Annotated in this window: 19 protein-coding genes; 8 read left to right on the plus strand and 11 right to left on the minus strand. The window is 44.0% G+C overall.

The genetic code is table 11. From position 1 onward, the window contains the following. The 8 genes from M2470_RS08415 to M2470_RS08450 all read right to left on the minus strand — a co-directional run bounded on the left by M2470_RS08415 (nucleotide 1) and on the right by M2470_RS08450 (nucleotide 10,895). A complete protein-coding gene (locus M2470_RS08415) occupies nucleotides 1-1,413 on the minus strand; it encodes an efflux transporter outer membrane subunit (protein ID WP_280744539.1) in 1,413 nt (470 codons plus the stop codon). Nucleotides 1,414-1,418: 5 nt separating this feature from the next. After that, a complete protein-coding gene (locus tag M2470_RS08420) occupies nucleotides 1,419-4,592 on the minus strand; it encodes an efflux RND transporter permease subunit (RefSeq protein WP_280744538.1) in 3,174 nt (1,057 codons plus the stop codon). Nucleotides 4,593-4,612: 20 nt separating this feature from the next. Next, nucleotides 4,613-5,719, minus strand: a complete 1,107-nt coding sequence (locus M2470_RS08425; RefSeq protein ID WP_280744537.1) for an efflux RND transporter periplasmic adaptor subunit — start codon at nucleotides 5,717-5,719, stop codon at nucleotides 4,613-4,615. A gap of 14 nt (nucleotides 5,720-5,733) precedes the next feature. Next, nucleotides 5,734-6,513: a LytTR family DNA-binding domain-containing protein gene (locus M2470_RS08430; RefSeq protein WP_280744536.1), complete on the minus strand. Its 780-nt coding sequence runs from the start codon at nucleotides 6,511-6,513 to the stop codon at nucleotides 5,734-5,736. Between the two features lie 4 nt (nucleotides 6,514-6,517). Continuing rightward, complete coding sequence (locus M2470_RS08435; protein WP_280744535.1) at nucleotides 6,518-7,261, minus strand: DUF5668 domain-containing protein; 744 nt, start codon at nucleotides 7,259-7,261, stop codon at nucleotides 6,518-6,520. 170 nt (nucleotides 7,262-7,431) lie between these two features. Next, a complete protein-coding gene (locus M2470_RS08440; RefSeq protein WP_280744534.1) occupies nucleotides 7,432-8,187 on the minus strand; it encodes a succinate dehydrogenase/fumarate reductase iron-sulfur subunit in 756 nt (251 codons plus the stop codon). Between the two features lie 26 nt (nucleotides 8,188-8,213). Further along, nucleotides 8,214-10,154, minus strand: a complete 1,941-nt coding sequence (locus M2470_RS08445; RefSeq protein WP_280744533.1) for a fumarate reductase/succinate dehydrogenase flavoprotein subunit — start codon at nucleotides 10,152-10,154, stop codon at nucleotides 8,214-8,216. A 54-nt stretch (nucleotides 10,155-10,208) separates the two neighbouring features. Beyond that, nucleotides 10,209-10,895, minus strand: coding sequence for a succinate dehydrogenase cytochrome b subunit (locus tag M2470_RS08450; protein WP_280744532.1), 687 nt, complete (start codon nucleotides 10,893-10,895; stop codon nucleotides 10,209-10,211). A 274-nt stretch (nucleotides 10,896-11,169) separates the two neighbouring features. Between M2470_RS08450 and M2470_RS08455 the strand changes: the two genes are divergently transcribed. Continuing rightward, complete coding sequence (locus tag M2470_RS08455; protein ID WP_280744531.1) at nucleotides 11,170-11,925, plus strand: hypothetical protein; 756 nt, start codon at nucleotides 11,170-11,172, stop codon at nucleotides 11,923-11,925. Between the two features lie 178 nt (nucleotides 11,926-12,103). Here the strand turns inward: M2470_RS08455 and sulP are convergent, their stop codons facing one another. Continuing rightward, complete coding sequence (sulP, locus tag M2470_RS08460; protein ID WP_280744530.1) at nucleotides 12,104-13,795, minus strand: sulfate permease; 1,692 nt, start codon at nucleotides 13,793-13,795, stop codon at nucleotides 12,104-12,106. Between the two features lie 144 nt (nucleotides 13,796-13,939). Here sulP and rbr point away from each other — a divergent pair, with 144 nt between their 5' ends. From rbr to M2470_RS08495, 7 genes are all read left to right on the plus strand, one after another. Beyond that, the gene (gene rbr / locus M2470_RS08465; protein WP_280744529.1) at nucleotides 13,940-14,518 is read left to right on the plus strand and encodes a rubrerythrin; all 579 of its coding nucleotides are present in this window, start codon (nucleotides 13,940-13,942) and stop codon (nucleotides 14,516-14,518) included. Between the two features lie 70 nt (nucleotides 14,519-14,588). After that, entirely contained in the window at nucleotides 14,589-15,314 is a 726-nt protein-coding gene (locus M2470_RS08470; RefSeq protein WP_280744528.1) for a DUF4271 domain-containing protein, read from the plus strand. Further along, nucleotides 15,311-16,078 (plus strand): uroporphyrinogen-III synthase, encoded by a 768-nt coding sequence (locus tag M2470_RS08475; protein ID WP_280744693.1) that lies wholly within the window; start codon nucleotides 15,311-15,313, stop codon nucleotides 16,076-16,078. The genes M2470_RS08470 and M2470_RS08475 overlap by 4 nt, the downstream gene beginning before the upstream one ends. Then, nucleotides 16,068-16,457, plus strand: a complete 390-nt coding sequence (gene rnpA / locus M2470_RS08480; protein ID WP_280744527.1) for a ribonuclease P protein component — start codon at nucleotides 16,068-16,070, stop codon at nucleotides 16,455-16,457. The genes M2470_RS08475 and rnpA overlap by 11 nt, the downstream gene beginning before the upstream one ends. Beyond that, nucleotides 16,457-16,678 (plus strand): membrane protein insertion efficiency factor YidD, encoded by a 222-nt coding sequence (yidD, locus tag M2470_RS08485; protein ID WP_280744692.1) that lies wholly within the window; start codon nucleotides 16,457-16,459, stop codon nucleotides 16,676-16,678. Before rnpA ends, yidD begins: the two co-directional genes overlap by 1 nt. Continuing rightward, nucleotides 16,675-17,328 carry a TatD family hydrolase gene (locus M2470_RS08490; RefSeq protein WP_280744526.1) on the plus strand — a complete coding sequence of 218 codons (654 nt, stop codon included), beginning with the start codon at nucleotides 16,675-16,677 and terminating at the stop codon, nucleotides 17,326-17,328. The genes yidD and M2470_RS08490 overlap by 4 nt, the downstream gene beginning before the upstream one ends. Before the next feature lie 49 nt (nucleotides 17,329-17,377). After that, nucleotides 17,378-19,045: a putative transporter gene (locus M2470_RS08495; RefSeq protein ID WP_280744525.1), complete on the plus strand. Its 1,668-nt coding sequence runs from the start codon at nucleotides 17,378-17,380 to the stop codon at nucleotides 19,043-19,045. Here the strand turns inward: M2470_RS08495 and M2470_RS08500 are convergent. Then, nucleotides 19,022-20,224, minus strand: a complete 1,203-nt coding sequence (locus M2470_RS08500; protein ID WP_280744524.1) for an SAM-dependent methyltransferase — start codon at nucleotides 20,222-20,224, stop codon at nucleotides 19,022-19,024. The two genes, M2470_RS08495 and M2470_RS08500, sit on opposite strands and share 24 nt — an antisense overlap. A 53-nt stretch (nucleotides 20,225-20,277) precedes the next feature. Next, nucleotides 20,278-21,360: a PDDEXK nuclease domain-containing protein gene (locus M2470_RS08505; protein ID WP_280744523.1), complete on the minus strand. Its 1,083-nt coding sequence runs from the start codon at nucleotides 21,358-21,360 to the stop codon at nucleotides 20,278-20,280. Nucleotides 21,361-21,449: the final 89 nt, after the last annotated feature.

Consider the following 21,449-nt stretch of genomic DNA (forward strand, 5'->3'; position numbering starts at 1 on the left):
TTATTCTACACCGCCACCCAGCGCCCGGTAAAGGTTTACGGTGGCTTGCAGTTGCTCCAGTTTGTCGCTAACCTGTCCCAACTGAGCTTGCAACAGGTTCTGTTCGGCAGTTAATACCTCGGTATAGTTTGCTTCGCCGGCTTTCAGCAATTCTTGCGTGTAATAGAGTGCCGTTTTAGCCGCTTCTACCTGTTTGTTCCGTGACTCGTTTTTGCGGAGCGACGACTCAAAGGTAAAAAGTATATCGGATACTTCCTGTCCGGCACTCAATACGGTTTGCCGAAAATTGAGCAAAGCCTCTTCTTGTTGGGCCTTTGCTATTTGCACCTGGCCGATTAGCTGTTTTCCTGCAAAGAGGGGCTGGGTAAGTCCGCCAATGACATTGAGTAGCAGGTTTTCGGGTCTGAAAAAGCTGCTCAGGGTGTTTGCTCCGTAGCCAATCATCGAGCCGGTACTCAGTGTAATAGAAGGATAAAGAGCCGCCTGTGCTGCATTTGTCAGCTCAAAGGCTGAGCGGAAATTGAGTTCGGCCTGCATTACGTCCGGACGCTTGGCCAGCATCTGAGCCGGTATTCCCTGTTTCATCTCCTTCGGTACACTTTGCGTGGCAAGTGTAGCACGTGAAATGCTGCCCGGATTTCTTCCCAGCATAACACTCAGTGAATTTTCCAACTGGCGGATCTGGCTTTCCAGGCCCGGAATCGAAACCTGAGTGCTGTAGAGCAATGATTTACTTTGCTCTACGGAAGCGCCATTCAGTAAGCCGGCATCCATCATAGCTTGCATCGTTTCTACACTTTCCCCCAGTATTACAACCATTTCTTTGGTGATGTTCAACTGTTCGTCCAGGGCCGTTAGCGAATAATACGAAGTTGCTATATTGGCAATCAGGGACGTTTGTATCAGGTTACGGTAGGCATACGAATTCAAGAACTGGGCATATTTGGCCCGTTGTTGCCTATTGATCTTACCCCATATATCCGCTTCCCATTGAACGGCAATCCCTAAATTGTACTGGTTGCTTGTTACTCCCAATACGTCTTTATTTCCGCTTGCATCTACACTGGTACGACGATGCTGCACCTGTCCGCTCAGGGCAGCTGTAGGGAAATAAGCCGCCCGGGCTATTCCTAGCGCTACTTCCGCCTGCCGTATACGGGTATAGGCAATCTGTAAGTTGAAGTTTTGCTGCAAGCCTTCTTCAATCAGGGATTGCAAATAAGGGTCTGTAAAGTATTCCCGCCAGGGAATCGTCGCGATAGTCGTGGTATCGACGGATGATTCGCCCCGGTATAGGTAAGCGTCATCAATATCCGGTGTTTTGTATTTATTCACCACCTGGCAGGAAGTGAGCCCCAGCGAGAGAAAAACTCCCAGCAGAAGCACACTTTTCATATATTTTCTGTTCTTCATAACTATCAATCGTTTTTACTTCCGATCAACTCATCGTTTGTATTGATCAGGCCTGATTTGCTAAACTTATCCTGTATACTCTGGAAGATAATGTACAGAGATGGGATCACTAATATCCCGATCATTGTACCTATAAACATACCTCCAATGGCACTGATGCCGATAGATTTGTTACCGATGGCACCGGCTCCCGTAGCCATGGCAAGCGGCATGATACCGAAGATGAAAGCAAATGATGTCATCAGAATAGGACGCAGACGGGCTACGGCTCCGTTAACGGCAGCGTCTACAATACTCATGCCCTGCTGCCGTCGCTGAATGGCATACTCCACAATCAGAATAGCATTCTTGGCCAGCAAACCGATCAACATGATCAGTGAAATCTGTACATAGATATTATTAACGATACCTGTACCCATCGTCATACCAATGAAGATAAAGATAAATACTCCCGAAAGACCTATCGGCAATGACAGGATTACTGCCAGCGGAATGATATAGCTTTCGTAAAGGGCACAGAGCAACAGGTAAACAAAGATGAGGCAGAGCAGGAAGATCATGTATGTCTGTCCACCACTCTTTACTTCTTCACGTGTCATCCCGGAGAAGTCATAACCGAACCCTTGCGGAAGGGTTTGGGCGGCTACCTCCTCTACAGCATTCAGCACGTCTCCGGTACTGTAGCCATCCAGAAAGTTAGGGATAATCGTCACGCTCATCGACGAATACATGTTAAAGCGGTTCAGCATCTGCGGAGCTGTTATATCTGTAATGGTAAGGAACTCTGTGATGGGAGCCATCTCGCCGGAGGAAGTTCTGATGTAATAACGGCCCAGGTCTTCCAACTTGCTGCGATACTCCGGTGCTGCCTGCACCATTACCCGGTACTGTTTTCCATACAGGTTGAAATTCGAGATATACATACTACCCACATAAGCCTGTAAGGTACTCATCACCTGGTTGAGGGTCAGCCCGGCTTCCTTTATCTTCGGCATATTCGCTTCCAGCAGTTTTTGCGGAAAGCTCGGGTTGAAGGTCGTCATAGCCATGGTTACCTCATCCCGCGCCTGCATGGCAGCCAGGAATTGGTTGGTAATGCCATAAAAGACGTTGACGTCGCCTCCGGTACGGTCTTGCATCTGCATTTCCACCCCGTTACTTAGTCCAAATCCCTGCAAGGTTGGAGTTCCCATGAAGATAAAGGTGGCATCTTTGATAAAAGCCGTTTTATTTTTCAGGATATTCGCTACTTCGTTGGTCGTTATCTTACGCTTATCCCAAGGATCCATTTTAATCATGATGGTAGCATACGAACTACCCACACCACTCATAAAGTTTACACCTGTAATGTTCATTACATAATGCACATGTTCAATCTCTTCAGCCATGCGAATCACCTGGCTTACGACAGAATCTGTTCTCTCCAGGGAAGAGCCCGGTTGCAAAGTGATCATTCCCATTACACCTCCACTGTCTTCCTGAGGCACAAAGCCTGTAGGTATTATTTTCATCAAGCCGAACAAAACCGCAGAGGCTACGGCGATGATCATAACAGTTATCCAGCGGTGATTCTTCTTTCCCAGAAAAAGCAAAGTGGATTTGTAGGCGTTGGTAAAGGATGTGAAGTATTTATTAAATCCGTTGTAAAACCCTTGAAGCGGACTCTTCTTCGCATGCTCTTCCTCTTCTTTGGATTTCAGGAAGAGGGCACAAAGCGCCGGACTCAACGTAAGCGCATTAACAGCGGATATGATGATAGATATAGCCAGAGTAAGCCCGAATTGTTTGTAAAACACCCCGGATGTACCTCCGATAAAGCTCACCGGGATAAACACGGCAGCCATTACCAATGTGATGGATACAATGGCAGGAGCAATCTCCTTCATTGCTATCAGGGTAGCTTCCTTGGCACTTTTTACTCCGGTATCTAACTGGGCATGCACGGCTTCGACGACAACTATGGCGTCGTCTACCACAATTCCGATGGCGAGAACCAAAGCAAACAAGGTGAGTAAATTGACCGAGAAGCCAAACAACTGAAGGAAGAAGAAAGTTCCGATAATCGCCACCGGCACGGCAATGGCCGGAATAAGCGTAGAACGGAAGTCCTGCAGGAATATGAATACCACAAGAAACACCAACAAAAAGGCCTCAATTAGCGTAGTAACAACCTTTTTGATAGAGGCGCTCAGGAATTCATTGGCGTCCATTATGTAGCTGATCTCCAGCCCCGGAGGCAGGATCTCCTCTGCTTTCTTCAACTCTGCCTTTATATTGTTGATTACTTCCTGGGCATTTGATCCAGCAGTCTGGTTGATACCGATAGATACCGCCTGTTTCCCGTTCAAATAGGAGATAACCGTGTAGTTAAGCGCTCCAAGTTCTACGTCTGCCACATCTTTTACCCTCAGGATATGGCCGTTTTCGGAACGGATGATAACATTGCCGAATTCTTCAGCAGACTTTAGGCGCCCGGTGTACTTCAGTGTGTATTGGTACGTCTGGTCGCTGTTCTGTCCCAACTCTCCGGGAGCAGCATCCATGTTTTGCTCTTGCAGGGAAGCGATTACTTCCGTAGGGCTCAATTTGTACGAAGCCATCACATCCGGCTTGAACCAGATACGCATAGAGTAATCTCGCGCTCCGTATACGTTCGCGTCACCCACACCTTTAACACGCTTTATTTGCGGCAAGATGTTGATGTTTGCGTAGTTTTGTATAAATGTATTGTCGTATTCCGGATTGTCGGACGAAACCGAGATCATAAGAATCGTACTACTCTGAGATTTTCTTACTGTCACCCCGATTTGTGTCACCTCCTGCGGAAGCAGGGACGTGGCCCGGGCTACGAGGTTCTGTACGTTTACGGCTGCGATGTCCGGGTTAATCCCTTGCTCAAAGTAAACCTGGATTGTTCCTGAGCCATTATTGGATGCAGAAGAGGTCATGTATGTCATTCCCTCCACTCCGTTGATAACTTCTTCCAGTGGTATGATAACACTATTCATCACCACATCGGCGTTTGCTCCCGGGTAACTGGCAGACACATACACCGTGGGTGGCGCAATATCAGGGTACTGCTCTACCGGCAGCGTGGCAACCCCTATTACCCCCAAAACAACAATCAGAATAGATATAACGGTGGATAATACGGGTCTCTCTATAAATGTTTTCAGCATTGTGTTATGTTTTTAATCATCTACTTAACCGTAATTTTTTTCCCGTTGAAGAGGGTTACTATCCCGTCGGTCACAACTTTGTCTCCTTGTTCAAGCCCTTCGGTTACAGCATAGTTTTTTCCGTCAGGAAGGGGAACGACAGAAATTACTTTCTGCACAACAGAATCTCCCTGTACCTTGTAAACTAATATCTTGTCTTGCTGAGCAAAGGTTGCTTTCTGAGGAATTGTTACCACGTTTTCCAGTATCCGGGGGATAGAAATCGTTCCACTTGTTCCGCTTCTCAACATCCCTTGGGCATTAGGGAACTCTACTCTGAAGTTAGCTGTTCCGGTAGTTACATTAACCGTTCCGGTAATGGTTTCAATCTTTCCTTTCTCGGGATATACGGTGCCGTCGGCCAGAGTCAGCGTAATTTCCGGGGCATTTTTGATCTTTTCAGCTTGCGTGTTTCCTTCCAGATTGCCGAGGAATTCAGCCAGCATTTTCTCGTTCAGCGAAAAATACGCAAAGACATTGCTCGTATTTGCTACAGTAGTCAGTACATTCTGCTTGTCTACTAAGCTACCCTGGCGGTATGGAATGGCACCAACCACTCCGTCAACCGGACTGCTTACGTTTGTCCAGCCCAAGGTGGCCTTAGCATTCGTAAGGGAGGCCTCGGCCTGAGCTTTTGCCGCCAATGCCGTAGTGTAGGTGTTCTGATGTGTTTCCAATTGCACTTTGCTGACGATACCCTTCTCGGCCAACGGTGCAATCCGGTCTACATTCAGCTTGGCTGTGTTAACCTGTGCTTCTGCACTCCGCAGGGCTGCCTGAGCAGTAGTCATAGCTTGTTCGGATTGTGGAGAGTTGATCTTAAAGAGCGATTGCCCCTTCTTTACTACGGAACCTTCGTCTATATAGATTGCGTCAATAAACCCTTCCACGCGCGGACGGATTTCAATATCTTCTTTACCTCGTATGGTTACCGGATAAATGGTTTTCAGTTCAGCATTTTGCATGCTAATGGTCATCGTAGGGTACTCTTGAGAGGCGGTAACACTACCGCCTGTATCTGACTTCTTACCACAAGAAATCATGACAAGAAGAGCCGCTGCTCCCCAAATAAGATTTTTCACATTCATTTTTAGCATTTCTATTACAAGTTCAACTTTTCTTTTAATAATTTGTAGCCATTGCTACTTGCCTTAAGACTTGTGCCGTCTTTTAACTTAACCTGGTAGCTTTCTTTCCCAAACAACTCAACACGAACAATGTAGTTAGTGTTTATGATTGTTGAGCGATGGATACGCACAAAAGTCGGAGGCAGATGCAATTCAAAGTGTTTCATAGTTTGCTCTTTTATAAACTGCCCCGAATCGGCGAACAAAGTTACATAATCTCCGCTTGCCTGAAGATAAAAAAGTTGATTAATTTGAATGATATGTATCCGCCCTCCGTCTTTAACGGATATCCGGTCTATCAATTCTTTAGCTTCCGTTTGTGGCACTTCTTCCTGCTTGATTGGCTCAAAGGGCTCGGGCTCTTCTTTCCCCTGAATGGTATACCATTGCAGCAGGATAATCCAACATAATAGTCCGAAAAAGAAACGTAGCGGAAGGCTTTTGATAAAGGCTTCTTGTGTAGCCAAGTCGGACAAGGAAAGAACCGAATAGGTAACACCTAGACAGAAAGCCTGAACCAACAAGGCTACAACAATCTGTGCCTGCCATACTTTTACAAAGGCCAGCATATACCAGCCGGCATATCCGGCCAACGCCAATAGTGTGATGGATAATATACTATCTACTACAGCGGGTGATGGTGAATACCCTGCATACATTACAAGCAATCCCCATTGTACAACCATAGCAAGCAGTATAAGGATACTACCCGCCAGTTTGCTTTCCAGTGAAGTTGTAAAGGGATGTTCTTGCATGGGATCAGTTTTTTATCTCAAGTCCGCTGAATGTTATGTCTCCCCGGATAATCAACTGTTGGTCGTAATCAATCGTCTGCGCTGCATAGCGTTTATCGTCGCATCCGCCCAAAGTTGTATTCGTTTGGCATACAACATTCCAATGTGAGGGGATAAATAGTTGGACTCCCCCGAAAGAGCAGTCTACATCTATATATGTTTGAGGAGCATCGAGGGATGTCTTGCGCAGGTCTAATACTGCCGAGCCGAACGAAACATCAATATCTGCGCCACGGAATACAGGGTCTAATACGATGTGTTTAACATTTCCGAAACTAACGTCGGCTTTTACAAATCCGTTCTCCGAAGTTCCTTCTGTGCGGGTGAAATTGTCGTGATGCTTGTGATGAAAGGAGTGGGATTTGAAAAATAAATGTTTAATCAGCATAACGATTCCAACGATAATGAAAATGGCCGGCCAATACATGTGAAACCATTGTCTGTCTATGCCGGAAACTACCGGGACCAGGAAGAAGCCACCCACAGCCAGCATAATCAAACCAGAGGTGAATTGTTGTTTGATGAGATGTGTAATCCCAATTACGATTAGTAACATCTGCCAGGAAATTACAATCCGGAATATATGTGGATCTACCCATCCCAGATTACGTCCGAGGATCATTACTCCGACTACAATAAAGGCCAGAGCTGTTACTATTGCATTCAATTTACGATGCCCGAAAACATGCGTTTGCTTATTCATGTCCATACTATAATTTATTAAAGATTATGAGGTAAAAGTAAGGGGCATTATCCCCCTTGGCAATAGCTAAGCGATTATCTACAGGTGTTTCCCGACAAATGACCGATTTTCCCCGACAAAAAACTCCCCCATTGGTTTAGCGATGGAGGAGTTTTTTTAGTTACATGTCAGATTATTTAATCTTGTAATTTGGCTTTAATAAATTCCCGGTTCAAACGAGCAATGTTTGATATAGAAACATCTTTCGGACATTCGGCTTCGCAGGCGCGGGTGTTGGTACAGTTTCCAAAGCCCAGTTCATCCATTTTCGCTACCATTGCTTTGGCGCGACGGGCAGCTTCCACTTTTCCTTGCGGCAGCAGAGCCAACTGGCTTACCTTGGCCGAAACAAACAACATGGCAGAACCGTTTTTACAAGCAGCGGCACAAGCTCCACAACCGATACAAGCGGCAGCATCCATGGCCAGGTCTGCATCTTTTTTAGGAATAGGAATTGCATTTGCATCAGGAATCCCTCCTGTATTAACGGAAACAAAACCTCCTGCCTGCATGATCTTATCGTAAGCATAACGGTCTACCATCAGGTCGCGGATTACCGGGAAGCCTGCCGAGCGCCAGGGCTCGATAGTAATAGTAGCACCATCATCAAACTTACGCATGTGCAGCTGACAAGTAGTAATGCTTGTGTCGGGGCCGTGAGGATGTCCGTCTATATATAGAGAGCACATACCACAAATACCTTCGCGACAATCATGGTCGAACACCACCGGCTCCTTGCCTTCATTAATCAATTGCTCATTCAGGATATCAAGCATTTCAAGGAAAGAAGTGCCTTGTGAAATGTCTTTCAGTTGGAAAGTCTCGAAAGCACCTTTTTCTTTCGGTCCTTTCTGACGCCAGACTTTCAGTGTGATATTTATATTTTTATCCATTGTTGAATTTTTTTGAAGTTGAAAGATTAATTTTTGTAATTTCTTTGCTGACGAACGACAAACTCATAATCCAGTGCTTCTTTGAGCATTTCCGGGTCTTTGTCTTCTCCCTTGTATTCCCAGCAGGATACATAAGAGAATTGGTCGTCGTGGCGAAGAGCTTCACCGTCTTCCGTTTGATGTTCTTCACGGAAGTGTCCGCCGCAGGATTCTGCCCTGTCGTAAGCGTCGTGAGCCATTAGCTCGCCTATCTCGATAAAGTCGGCCAGGCGCAAGGCTTTTTCAAGCTCAACGTTCAGGTCGGCAGGATTACCCGGTATGCGAACATTACTCCAGAACTCTTTCTTCAGGTCTTTCAACATCTTGACTGCTTCTTTCAAACCTTCGGCATTACGTGCCATACCCACATGATCCCACATGATATGTCCCAGTTCCTTGTGGATACTGTCTACCGAGCGCTTGCCTTTAATAGCCATCAGGCGGTTGATGCGGTCTTGGATATTCTTTTCAGCTTCAACAAATTCAGGAAGATCTACGCTGAAGCGTGGTACCTGAATCTGGTCGGCCAGATAGTTTTGAATAGTATAAGGTAATACGAAGTATCCGTCTGCCAAACCTTGCATCAAAGCAGATGCTCCCAAGCGGTTTGCTCCGTGATCGGAGAAGTTGGCTTCACCAATGGCGAACAAGCCGGGGATAGAGGTCATCAGTTCATAATCTACCCAAAGGCCACCCATTGAATAGTGAAGAGCCGGATAAATCATCATCGGAGTTTCGTATGGATTGTCATCTACAATTTTTTCGTACATCTGGAAGAGGTTTCCATAGCGTGCTTCTACCACGTCTCTACCCAAACGGTTGATTGCTTCTGCAAAGTCAAGATATACAGCTTGTCCTGCTCCTACACCAAAACCGGCATCGCAGCGTTCTTTAGCGGCACGGGATGCCACGTCGCGCGGAACCAGGTTACCGAATGCCGGATAGCGGCGTTCCAGATAGTAGTCGCGTTCTTCTTCTTTCAGTTCAGTAGGCTTTTTCTTTCCTGCACGGATGGCTTCTGCGTCTTCTTTCTTTTTCGGAACCCAGATACGTCCGTCATTACGAAGAGACTCCGACATCAATGTCAGTTTAGACTGGAATTCGCCATGTACCGGGATACAAGTCGGGTGGATCTGCACCATACAAGGGTTGGCAAAGTAAGCTCCTTGTTTGTAGCACTGCCATGCAGCCGAACCGTTAGATGCCATCGCGTTGGTAGACAGGAAGAATGTGTTTACATATCCTCCGGTAGCTACTACTACAGCATGAGCAGCAAAACGTTCAACCTTACCGCTTACCAAGTCGCGAGCAATGATACCACGGGCACGTCCGTCTACCTTTACTACATCCAGCATTTCGTGACGGGTGTACATTTTTACTTTCTTCAAACCGATCTGACGGCTCAGAGCAGAGTAAGCGCCCAGCAATAATTGCTGTCCGGTCTGTCCACGGGCATAGAACGTACGGGATACCTGTGCACCTCCGAACGAGCGGTTGTCAAGCAAACCTCCGTATTCGCGGGCAAAGGGAACACCTTGTGCCACACATTGGTCGATAATAGAGTTGGCTACCTCTGCCAGACGGTAAACGTTGGCTTCGCGTGCACGATAGTCACCCCCTTTGATTGTATCGTAGAACAGACGGTAAACAGAGTCGCCGTCATTCTGATAGTTCTTTGCAGCATTAATACCTCCCTGTGCAGCAATAGAGTGTGCGCGGCGAGGAGAATCCTGTATACAGAAGTTCAACACATTGAACCCCATTTCGGCAAGTGAAGCGGCAGCAGAAGCGCCAGCCAGTCCCGTACCTACAACAATGATGTCGAGGCGACGTTTGTTTGCCGGATTTACCAGTTTCTGATGAGCTTTATAATTGGTCCACTTTTCGGCCAAAGAACCTTGTGGTATTTTTGAATTTATCTGAGTCATAATATTTACTTTCTATGAATGATTACACCTATTCATTTAACTATTTAAAGCCTTTTATAGCAGGCTCTTCAGGTAGAATGCAATGGTTACAAATGCAAACCCTAAACAAATAACAGTGGCGAAGATATTGCCAATAACCTGCCAACGTTTCAACCAGATCGTGTTGTTCCATCCGATTGTTTGGATAGCACTCCAGAAACCATGTGTTAGGTGGAACCACAAAGCCACATACCAGATCAGATAAAGTACTACGATCACTACATTGCTGAAGTAGTATTTAATGAACTGGGCTCCTGCCTGTGTAGATACCATGGCACCACCAAGCTCTATCTGATGATGCCCCATTAACTCGGCAAACATCATCTTGTACCAGAACTGGGCAAAGTGCAGCAATAAGAAGCCTACGACTATCAGCCCCAAAACAAACATGTTTTGCGACGACCACTCAACTGTTTTTGGTCTTGAATTCACAGCGTAACGGTCGCTTCCGCGTGCTTTGCGATTTTGCAATGTAAGCAGAATAGAGTAACAGATGTGAACAATAAAACCAGCGGCTAACACCAATGTTCCGGCTACTGCATACCAATTGGAGCCTAAAAGCGAGCAAATCATGTTGTAAGCGTCTTCAGAGAAAACAGCCGTAACATTCATAGCCATGTGAAACAGTAGAAACAAAACGAGGAAGAGACCTGATATACTCATTATCAGTTTCTTCCCGATAGAAGAATTAAGTAACCACATAAGATAAATAGTTTAAGTTATTTACGTTTGTATTTCGATTCCGTTTAATACATTATAATCCAATATAGGAACGCAAAGGTATGTTAAAAAGATATATCAAACAAGCAGAATCAGCGTTTATTTCTTTAAAGTCATTTTTCATGATGCAACATCTGTAATTACGTCATTTTAGAAATATTTTTTTGTGACATTTATACATTTTGCACAAAAAAACAATATTATAACAAAAAAGTATTATATTTGTGCTTTGACTTAACCTATTTGAAACAAGAAGATGAAGCAAATATTTCTGGTTATTGTCGGGTTCTTGTTGCTAACCGTATCCTGCAATGACGACGACCTTTTAGGGCATGGCGACTTTGCCGAAGCCTGCTTTTCATTATCCGTTGAACTTCCACAGTTGAAGACGGGTGACTCCATTTATAGTTTTAACAGCGAACGAATTACTGTTTATTATGGCGATGTATTGCAGACCAGTTTTCAGCAGGCCAAGTTGCAAGGTGATTCGCTGATGTTTAATTATCCCGTATTATTAAAGGTAGGAGATCCCGGACGCCTGAGAGGTATTTATGTAGATGAGACATTTTTCCCTCGGATAGAAGACGCAGAAACACTGGCCGATACGCTGTATGTAGATAGCGATGATCCCTCCACCATTAATATAGATTATGTGGAAGATAAATACAAGGTTAAGCTACTTTTCAAGCATTGCAACGCCTTGGTTGACCTGAAGGTTTTTGCCAAAGGAAACAAGGAGGTTACGGATCAGATAGACCGCATAACAGTACTTGTGGACAAAGAAGAAGGAAACGGACTGAAATATGCCGACAAGGGATCGAAAATAATCCTCCCCGATGCCTGTATACTAAAGAAAATAGCACTCCATCTGAAGAATGGCAAAGATGTAATCGTAGAAAACACAGCTAATTTCCTATTGAAACGGAATAAACGATATCCTATGCAAATATCTCTTTCCCCTCTGCAATTGCTTGTCGAAACAGAAGACGGCATTGAAGACTGGCAAGAATAACCTCCCTTCTCATAGACTAACTTGGTGCGAATTTGTGGACACGAAACTACCCTTTTTTATTTTAGTATCACCTAGGTGAAAAAAAAGTTTCACCTAGGTGAGAATTTTTTCTCACCTGGATGAGAATTAATTCTCACTTAGATGAGAAAAAAATCTCATCCAAATGAAATTTTTCTGATTACTCGTTATCTTCCTTGCTTACAAAGGTTTGTGCTCTCTCTAGCGCTTCGTGAATATTGCGGCAAATGTTTTCGGGTCCTATTTGCTGGTCAAATCCTGCTTTTTTCAGCACCTTACGTACATCTTCATTTACGCCTGAGAGGATCAGGTGTATGTTTTCTGCTTTAGACAGGCGGAGCAAGCTTTCCAGGTTGTGTAGTCCGGTTGAATCCATGAATGGGACTTTACGCATGCGGATGATACGTGTACTGGGTTTGTCACCCAGCGTTTGCATCACTCCATCGAACTTATTGGCTACTCCGAAGAAGAAAGGCCCGTCTATTTCGTACACCTCTACTCCGTCGGGAACCGACAGCTTTTCATCCTCGGGAGCTATTTCGCTTTCATTGGAAAGGTCAATAACGTCTCGTACGACTGATACACTGGTTGTTTCCGTTACCCGGCGCATGAACAGGAACATTGCTATAAGGAGGCCAATTTCAATGGCGATCGTTAAATCGAATATAACGGTGAGGAAAAATGTGACCAATAATACATATACGTCACTCTTTGGCCCTTTGAGCAAGGAGCGGAAGGTACGCCATTCACTCATATTATATGAAACAATGATCAGTACACCAGCCAGACAAGCCATCGGAATATGCTGTGTAAGTGGCCCGAGGAACAATAATATCAGCAAGAGGACAATGGCATGAATAATTCCGGCAACGGGGGTCCGTCCGCCATTGTTGATGTTTGTCATGGTACGGGCAATGGCGCCTGTAACCGGTATCCCGCCAAAGATCGGGACGATGATATTTGCAGCTCCCTGTGCTATTAGTTCTGTATTAGAGTTGTGCTTGTCACCCGTTACCCCATCGGCTACCGTAGCAGACAAGAGGGATTCTATAGCTCCCAATATAGCGATAGTAAAGGCAGAAGGCAGTAGCCTGTTGATCGTTTCCATATTAAAGGAGATAGACTCCGGTTGTGGCAAGGAGGCGTTAATCGTAAATCGGTCGCCAATGGTTTCAAGCGTATGAATATCCAGGAAATGACGCATCAGGTAGGAGATAACCGTCATCAATACAATAGCAATAAGCGATCCGGGTATCTTTTTGGTAATCTTTGGCGAATACACAATGATTAAGAGACTGACGATCCCAATGAGCAACGGCCAAAGCTTTACGGTTTGTATATGTTGGAAATAAACGATCCATTTAGAAATGAAGTCTGCCGGTACTTTGTCGATGTCTAGGCCGAAAAGGTCTTTCATTTGCGTAGTGAAGATGGTAACTGCAATCCCGCTGGTGAAGCCCACAACAATGGGGTAGGGGATAAACTTTATAATGGTTCCGAGCTTCAGTACCCCCAGGATAACAAGCATAATACCGGCCATTACCGTAGCAATGGCAAGCCCTTCGATACCAAAGTTTTGTATGATGCCATAAACAATCACGATGAAAGCACCGGTAGGCCCTCCGATCTGTACGTTGCTACCCCCCAGGAAAGACACAATAAAGCCACCGATGATAGCTGTGATCAGCCCCTTTTCCGGACTCACACCGGAAGCAATACCGAACGCAATGGCCAGTGGAAGTGCCACGATACCTACAATAATACCAGCCATCAAATCTTTCAGGAATTTATCCTTCGTATAGGTTTGAAGTGCTGTGAACAGCTTCGGCTGGAAATCTAATTTTCCTTTCATTTTGAGAACATTTACATAAACGGCGGCAAAGGTATGCAGATTTGGGGATAAAAAAAATAATTGGAAAAGTAAGAACAATTTGGTATCTTTGAGAGTTGTATTAATAGGAAATTAAATCATCTAACTTGTATTGTAATTAGCATTATGGAGAAAAGTCTGAAAGGTACGAAAACAGAACAAAATTTGTTGAAATCATTTGCCGGAGAATCTCAGGCAAGAAGCCGTTATACTTTCTTCGCCAGTAAGGCTAAGAAAGAAGGCTATGAGCAAATTGCAGGCGTTTTTTCGGAAACAGCTGAACAGGAAAAAGAACATGCCGAACGCTTCTTTAAGTTTCTGGAGGGAGGTATGGTAGAGATTACCGCTTCATTCCCAGCAGGTGTTATCGGAGATACGATGGAAAATCTGGCTGCTGCAGCAGCAGGTGAAAACGAAGAATGGCATGATTTGTATCCCATGTTTGCCGATATCGCAGAAGAAGAAGGCTTCAAACAGATCGCTGTGGTATGGCGTATGATTGCCAAAGTAGAACAGGAACACGAAAGACGTTATCTTAAGTTGCTGGAAAATCTGAAAGAAGGCAAAGTGTTTGAAAAGGATGAAGAAATAGAGTGGCAATGCCGCAACTGTGGCTTTGTACACAAAGGTAAGAAAGCTCCGGGAAAATGCCCGGCCTGCGATCATCCTCAGTCATACTTTGAGCCGATGAAGCAAAACTATTAAACGCTCGGAGAAAAGAAAATGAGAAGAGTAGCATAAGTTGTTACTCTTCTTTTTTCTATATCTTTGCCGGATGAATTCATTTGAAGGGTATATAGGTATACGGATGTGGGATGATCAGTTGGTCAATGATCTCATCCTTACGCTTTTGCTCCTTTTGCTTGTTGTCTTTGCCATAGTTTTCCGGACAAACTACCGTATGTTTGGCAAGATGATACGCGATACCTTCTTTATCCGCGAACGCATGAGTATTTTTGAAGAGGTAGGCGGAAATGAATTTGTTTTTCGGCGGTTTATGACTTTTCAGACCTTGTTTCTGGCCAGCCTTTCCTTGTTTGCTATATGGCGGGTGGGTAGGCCTGCCGCTAATCTGGATCTGAAGTCCGGCTTGCTTTTGCTTTGTTTTATTTTTGTTTTTAGTGTTTTATATTATTTCATTAAGCAGGTTTTATACGCAATTACAGGATATATTTTTACAGAACCGGACAAGTATAAATTTTGGAAAACAAATTACAATGCGATTACCGGTTTTTGGGGAACATTATTATATATACCTGTTTTTTGGCTGATATACATAGGTGTTTATGTACGGATACCCATTTTATTATTTGTAGTATTCTATATATTATATCGTTCTTTATTAGTTTATAAAACAATACGGATATTTCACATAAAAGATGGTGGTTTTTTGTATATTATTTTGTACCTTTGCGGCCAAGAAATCCTGCCTTTGATGTTTTTATATGAGGCAATGATTTATTTGTATAACTTTATCGAAAAAAGTGCTATATGGCATTGAATATCAAAAAATTACTGGTATCACAACCGAAACCCACTTCTGAGAAATCTCCCTACTTTGACATTGCGGAGAAGTTTGGAGTGGAAATTGACTTCAGACCCTTTATTAAAGTAGAGCCCCTAAGTGGAAAGGAGTTCAGACAGCAAAGAATCTCTATTTTAGATCATTCGGCAATCATTTTTACGGCTCGGACAGCTATCGATCATTTCTTCCATCTGTGTGAAGAATTGCGGGTAACTATCCCTGAAACAATGAAGTACTTCTGTATGACAGAGGCAATTGCCGTCTACTTGCAGAAGTATACGGTATACAGAAAGCGTAAAATATTTTTTGCCCAGAATGGTAAATTAGATGAATTGGTGACGATTATAGGCAAACATGCGAAAGAGAACTACTTAGTACCGGTATCCGATGTACATAAGGATGATCTGTTCGTATTGCTGGATGCCAAAAAAATCGTATATACAAAAGCAATCATGTTCCGTACGGTTAGTAACGACTTTTCTAAAGATGAAAAGTTTGACTACGACATGTTGTTATTCTTTAGTCCTTCCGGAATTACTTCGTTGTTGAAGAACTTCCCGGATTTTAAACAAGAAAATATAAAAATTGGATGTTTTGGCCCTACAACGGCAAAAGCGGTGAAAGATGCCGGCTTGCGTTTGGATGTAGAAGCTCCAACTCTTGAAGCGCCTTCGATGACGGCAGCATTGGAGTTGTATCTGAAAAAAGAGCTGGCCAACGGTAAAAAGAATGGTAAATAAACGACAGCATACGCTTTCGAAAGAAGAACGCCTGTCTTGGAAACGCCACATTGATTTACTTTTTGAAAAAGGAAAATCGTTTGTGGCGTTTCCATTACGGGTTATTTATTTACCAATGGAAGAGGAAATGTCTGTATCGGCCTCTATACTGGTAAGCGTTCCGAAGAAAAGATTTAAAAGAGCCGTTAAGCGAAATCTGATTAAACGGCAGGTGCGTGAGGCCTATCGTACACAGAAACACCCGCTGGCAGATGTGCTCACAGCTCGGAAAGGGTCGATGTTTATTGCATTTCTGTATATAGACAATGAAATCCGATCTTTTGCCGAAATGGAGAAAGCCATGACAAAAGCCATAAAGATACTTGTCAATAAGGAATGATCAGACGTTTTTTTACATCCGTTCTTTTGTTGCCGGTTTATTTCTATAAATATTGTATCTCTCCTCTCACTCCGGCTTCCTGCAGGTTCGTACCTACTTGCTCCGAATATGCTGTGCAAGCCTTGAAGAAACATGGGCCTCTGAAAGGTTTGTGGCTTTCCGTCAAACGCATACTCCGCTGTAATCCCTGGGGAGGGAGTGGTTACGATCCGGTACCATGACTGCATATTGCGACATACATACCCATCAGCTTTCCGCGCATCCTGATTGCATAGCGATTGTGAATCGCATCATCAAAGAGGGGAGGAATGAAGAATGGAAACAAGAGCCAATATCCCCGCCTTTTCTGAGCCTGGGTATTCATCCTTGGTATATTACGAATGTAAGTGAACAGTTAGGATATCTCAAGAAAGAGATTGCCAATCCGAAGGTAGTTGCTATAGGTGAGGCAGGATTGGATAAACTTGCGGACACTTCGTTTGATGTTCAGCTAAGCGTTTTTACATCACAGGCTCAGTTAGCTGAAGATATGCGGAAACCTCTTATTGTCCATTGCGTGAAGGCCTGGACAGAGCTACTTGCCGTGCGGAAGCAAATCAATCCGAAATCTCCCTGGATAATACATGGTTTCCGGGGAAATAAGGAGCTGTCCCGGCAATTAATCAATCACGGGTTGTATCTGTCTTTTGGGAAATACTGTAATCCGGAGGCTCTTCGCGAGGTCTGGCGGGATCGTATCTTTGCGGAGACAGATGATATAGATGTAGATATTCGTACCATATACAAACAGATAGCTTCCTCTTTAGATGTAACAGCAGAAGAAGTTGTTTCGCAAATAAGAAAAAATGTAGAGGATGTGTTTGGTGTATAATTTTGGTATTAGATGTATCTTTGTTGTCGGTTTTATAAAATAGGGAAACATGGATTGGTTACGGGAAGCCTTTCTTGAGCCTTCTGCCATACAGGCAATTATCGTGATAGCGTTGGTCTCGGCTGTAGGCTTATCCTTGGGAAGGATAAAAATATTTGGTATTTCTTTAGGTATTACGTTTGTGTTTTTTGTCGGCATTGTTGCCGGGCATTTTGGAATTGTTATCAATCAGGATATGCTGACATTTGTGCAGAATTTCGGGTTGATTTTATTTGTTTATACCTTAGGGTTGCAAGTTGGGCCAAGTTTCTTTTCGTCTTTCAGGAAAGAAGGAGTAACCTTGAATATGTTGGCTATCGGAGTAGTATTTACCGGATTACTTCTCACACTGCTTCTCCATCAGTTGACAGGCATTTCTGTTCCCAAGATGATGGGACTTCTCTCAGGTGCAGTAACTAATACGCCGGTATTGGGTGCCGCCCAGCAGGCTTTGCTACAGAAATATCCTACAAATATAATGGAGACTACGGATATGGCACTTGCTTGCGCTGTAGCGTATCCCTTGGGAGTGATCGGTGTGATACTGGCGATTATCGTCATGCAAAAAATCTCAAAAGAAGAAGATAAAGACAAAAAAGAGCAAAAAGCGCCCAAACCGAATGTAGCAGAGTTTCAGCTGATAAACCCCGCTGTGTTTAATAAAAGTATCAAAGAGGTGATGCAGTTGTCGGGTAAGCACTTTGTAATTTCCCGTATCTGGAGAGATAGAAAGGTAACGATCCCTACCTCTGATACCGTTCTGAAAGAAGGAGATCACCTGCTGGTTATATCAGTAAAGGCAGATGTTGAAAGCATTAAGGCCTTATTCGGAGAGCAGGAGGATGTGGATTGGAACAAGGAAGATGTCGATTGGAATGCCATCGACAGCCATCTGGTATCGCGCCGGATTGTTGTTACACGAAGCAAAGTGAATGGAGCAAAACTAGGCTCGCTTCGTCTGCGTAATTTGTACGGAATAAATATTACACGAGTGAATCGTGCTGGTATTGACTTGCTGGCGTCTTCCAAACTACGCTTACAGATTGGCGACCGCCTGACGATTGTAGGTGAATCAGCAGCTGTCAACAATGTCGGGAAAATACTGGGCGATGAGGTAAAGCGCCTTACTCTTCCCAACCTGTTTGCGATATTTTTCGGTATTTTTCTTGGGGTATTGCTTGGTGTGCTTCCGATTACACTTCCCGGGATGTCTACACCAGTCAAACTGGGGATAGCCGGAGGTCCGATTATAATTGGTATCCTCATGGGAACGTTTGGCCCTCGCTTGAAGGTAACAACCTATACTACACAAAGCGCCAATCTGATGATGCGTCAGTTTGGTATTGTCATCTATCTGGCAGGACTGGGTGTTTCGTCGGGCGCTCATTTTTTTGAGACTGTATTTCGGACGGAAGGCTTGATCTGGATAGGGCTTGGCTTCCTGCTGACAATGGTTCCGGTCCTGATTATCGGCTTCCTTGCCTCTTTTTTCCTGAAGATAGACTACGGCAACAATATAGGCATGCTTTGTGGAAGTATGGCTAATCCTATGGCGCTTAACTATGCCAACAATACTGTAGACAACGACGATCCGTCGGTTTCCTACGCTACCGTATATCCTTTGTCCATGTTCTTGCGTGTTATCACGGCTCAGTTAATGATTCTGCTCTTCGCCTGAGGCTTTCCGGCTACTGATGAGTACCTTTTCCTGGTTGGCCAATGTGGTGGCAAACAGGTAAATGTCTCCTCCTTCCTGTATCCCGCTTCGTTTGCGTAGGGCGTCTACACTCAGGGGAAAGTTACGGGTACTTATATTCGCTTTAGGAATCTTTGTCCGGATTGTTTTGCAACATTTGTTGTTGAACGGAAGTATCTCTTCAATAACGAAGCGTCTTCCGGGGAAGTCCTCCAAAAGTTGGCCGGATGTGTACAGATGGCTGTTGATGTGCAGTTTCGTTACGCCCAGTCGGGTGATGCACTTAAAGGCTCCTGCTTTCAATACCGAAGCATTTGGCTCGTACAGGTATTTCTGTGTTGTGTGGGTGAAGCCCGGTAGGGTATTTTCTTCTTCTGATAAGGTAAAATCAAACGTTTCCTCTCTGTTCCCTACTAGGTTGATACAATATATGTGCGGATCGGAAATGGCAGCTTTTTCCCTGATTACGAAAAGGATCTCTTTACATTCATTCTTTACGGATAAGACATGAATTTCTGTTACTCCGGGAAGTAATTCTAGTGTCTGACGGATATCCGCCATCGGAGATATTTTCGCGATCACCAAGGGAGCCTGCCGGAGCAGCTCGGGCAATAGCTTCACCAAATCGGGCTCGCAATCCTGCAAGGCATACACGCGCTTGTTGCCATCCCCTCGTCTGGCCGGATCAATGTAAAAGGCATCAATCCCTGATAGGGTAGGCAGCACCTCCAAAGCATCCCCTTCCAATACATTTATATTAGTTGCTCCCAGCGATTTGAAGTTGTGCCGGGCGGCTTCACAATATGCCTGAAAACGTTCCAGGTAACTAACTTGCTTCACTTTCCGGGAGAAGAAAAGCGTATCAATACCCAGCCCTCCTGTCAGATCGCAGAGATGCATCGACTCACTCACCAAGCGCTGTTTATAGCGGGCAGTCAGTTCAGACGAACACTGCTCGGCAGCCAGCCTGGAAGGAAAGATCAGTTCATCGTTTGCATGCCAGGAAGGCAACTTCTCCTGTATTTGTTTTCTGGCAGCAATCTGTTCAACAGCAAAAGCCATATCTATTTCCGGATAGCGGGAAGCAGCAAGCAGTAAACGGTTGACATCCTCTCCCGCATGCTCTCTGATAAATTCCTTCAAAGTAAGCGTCCAATTCATCTCATTGATCTTATGAATTTGTGAGAAAGCTTCTCACAAATTGGCGTTTGTAATTAATCAGCTTCCAGTTGCTGGCTTATAAGGTTTCGCAGTTCTTCTTTGTTGGGAAGGTACAACTGATATTTAGAAACAAATAATTGACTATTCATTCCATAGGTGGCATATTCGACTAAAAGCTCGTCTTTATCTTTCGATAAGATAATACCAATAGGAGGGTTATCGCCTTCATAGTTTTCTTCTTTGGCGAAATATCCCATGTACATGTTCATTTGCCCAATATCATCGTGTTTTACCTCGTTAATCTTCAAATCAATTAAAACGAAGCAGCGAAGAATGCGGTGATAGAACACCAAATCAACACGATAAGGGGTATTATTTATAGTAAGCCTGTATTGGCGTCCAACAAAGGTAAATCCCTTACCGAGTTCCAGCAAAAATTTTTGCAGATTGTCAATCAGGCGTGTTTCCAATTCGGTTTCAGAATAATTATACGGTTCAGGGATTTTAAGAAACTCCAACACATAAAAATCCTTCACAATATCTTCTGGGCGTTCAACGATCTGTCCTTGTTGGGATAGTTTCAGTATTTCTTTATTACCTTTCGATAAAGCAAGCCGCATAAATAATCCTGATTTTTTTTGCCGTCTCAACTCCGGGATACTCCAATTTTCTAATATGTTTTGTTGGTAATAAAACGATCGTTCCATTTCGTCATCAATTTTTACCAACTCACAATAATGCGACCATGATAATTTGTGAGAAAGCTTCTCACAAATTGGAAAACGGAGATAGAACAGTCTCATATAATTGAGATTGGAGCGGCTAAACCCACGTCCATGACGCAAAGACAAATCACGTGAAAGATTTTCCAGCAATTTTGAACCGTATTTTGCCCTTGCACTTCCTCCTTGCTCATATTCAACGATATATTTTCCTATATTCCAATTCGTATCAATTAAGGATTCATTGACAGAGCGTATTGCTTGCGCTTGTCCATCAACGTACCTGCGGGAAATGCGTTCAAGTAATTCGTTATATTCAGGATTCAATTTGTCGGGCTTCGTTATATTCATAATTAATTCAGCAACGTTGCAAATTTTACTAGTTTCAATTCCTACAAAGGTACTGATAATCATAAAATATCCCTTAACAAAAGCGAATTTTAAACATTGGCAACTTAAATATGTATAAGCGCAAAGATACCTATTTGTGGTGTTTAAATTCG

Source organism: Parabacteroides sp. PH5-46 (assembly GCF_029892785.1).
Taxonomy (GTDB): domain Bacteria; phylum Bacteroidota; class Bacteroidia; order Bacteroidales; family Tannerellaceae; genus DFXE01.

What these genes read in the sequence shown, in the direction of transcription:
- M2470_RS08415 (WP_280744539.1), bottom strand. Translation starts at nt 1,413, where the DNA reads ATGAAGAACAGAAAATATATGAAAAGTGTGCTTCTGCTGGGAGTTTTT.
- M2470_RS08420 (WP_280744538.1), bottom strand. Translation starts at nt 4,592, where the DNA reads ATGCTGAAAACATTTATAGAGAGACCCGTATTATCCACCGTTATATCT.
- M2470_RS08425 (WP_280744537.1), bottom strand. Translation starts at nt 5,719, where the DNA reads ATGAATGTGAAAAATCTTATTTGGGGAGCAGCGGCTCTTCTTGTCATG.
- M2470_RS08430 (WP_280744536.1), bottom strand. Translation starts at nt 6,513, where the DNA reads ATGCAAGAACATCCCTTTACAACTTCACTGGAAAGCAAACTGGCGGGT.
- M2470_RS08435 (WP_280744535.1), bottom strand. Translation starts at nt 7,261, where the DNA reads ATGGACATGAATAAGCAAACGCATGTTTTCGGGCATCGTAAATTGAAT.
- M2470_RS08440 (WP_280744534.1), bottom strand. Translation starts at nt 8,187, where the DNA reads ATGGATAAAAATATAAATATCACACTGAAAGTCTGGCGTCAGAAAGGA.
- M2470_RS08445 (WP_280744533.1), bottom strand. Translation starts at nt 10,154, where the DNA reads ATGACTCAGATAAATTCAAAAATACCACAAGGTTCTTTGGCCGAAAAG.
- M2470_RS08450 (WP_280744532.1), bottom strand. Translation starts at nt 10,895, where the DNA reads ATGTGGTTACTTAATTCTTCTATCGGGAAGAAACTGATAATGAGTATA.
- M2470_RS08455 (WP_280744531.1), top strand. Translation starts at nt 11,170, where the DNA reads ATGAAGCAAATATTTCTGGTTATTGTCGGGTTCTTGTTGCTAACCGTA.
- sulP (WP_280744530.1), bottom strand. Translation starts at nt 13,795, where the DNA reads ATGAAAGGAAAATTAGATTTCCAGCCGAAGCTGTTCACAGCACTTCAA.
- rbr (WP_280744529.1), top strand. Translation starts at nt 13,940, where the DNA reads ATGGAGAAAAGTCTGAAAGGTACGAAAACAGAACAAAATTTGTTGAAA.
- M2470_RS08470 (WP_280744528.1), top strand. Translation starts at nt 14,589, where the DNA reads ATGAATTCATTTGAAGGGTATATAGGTATACGGATGTGGGATGATCAG.
- rnpA (WP_280744527.1), top strand. Translation starts at nt 16,068, where the DNA reads ATGGTAAATAAACGACAGCATACGCTTTCGAAAGAAGAACGCCTGTCT.
- M2470_RS08490 (WP_280744526.1), top strand. Translation starts at nt 16,675, where the DNA reads ATGACTGCATATTGCGACATACATACCCATCAGCTTTCCGCGCATCCT.
- M2470_RS08495 (WP_280744525.1), top strand. Translation starts at nt 17,378, where the DNA reads ATGGATTGGTTACGGGAAGCCTTTCTTGAGCCTTCTGCCATACAGGCA.
- M2470_RS08500 (WP_280744524.1), bottom strand. Translation starts at nt 20,224, where the DNA reads ATGAATTGGACGCTTACTTTGAAGGAATTTATCAGAGAGCATGCGGGA.
- M2470_RS08505 (WP_280744523.1), bottom strand. Translation starts at nt 21,360, where the DNA reads ATGATTATCAGTACCTTTGTAGGAATTGAAACTAGTAAAATTTGCAAC.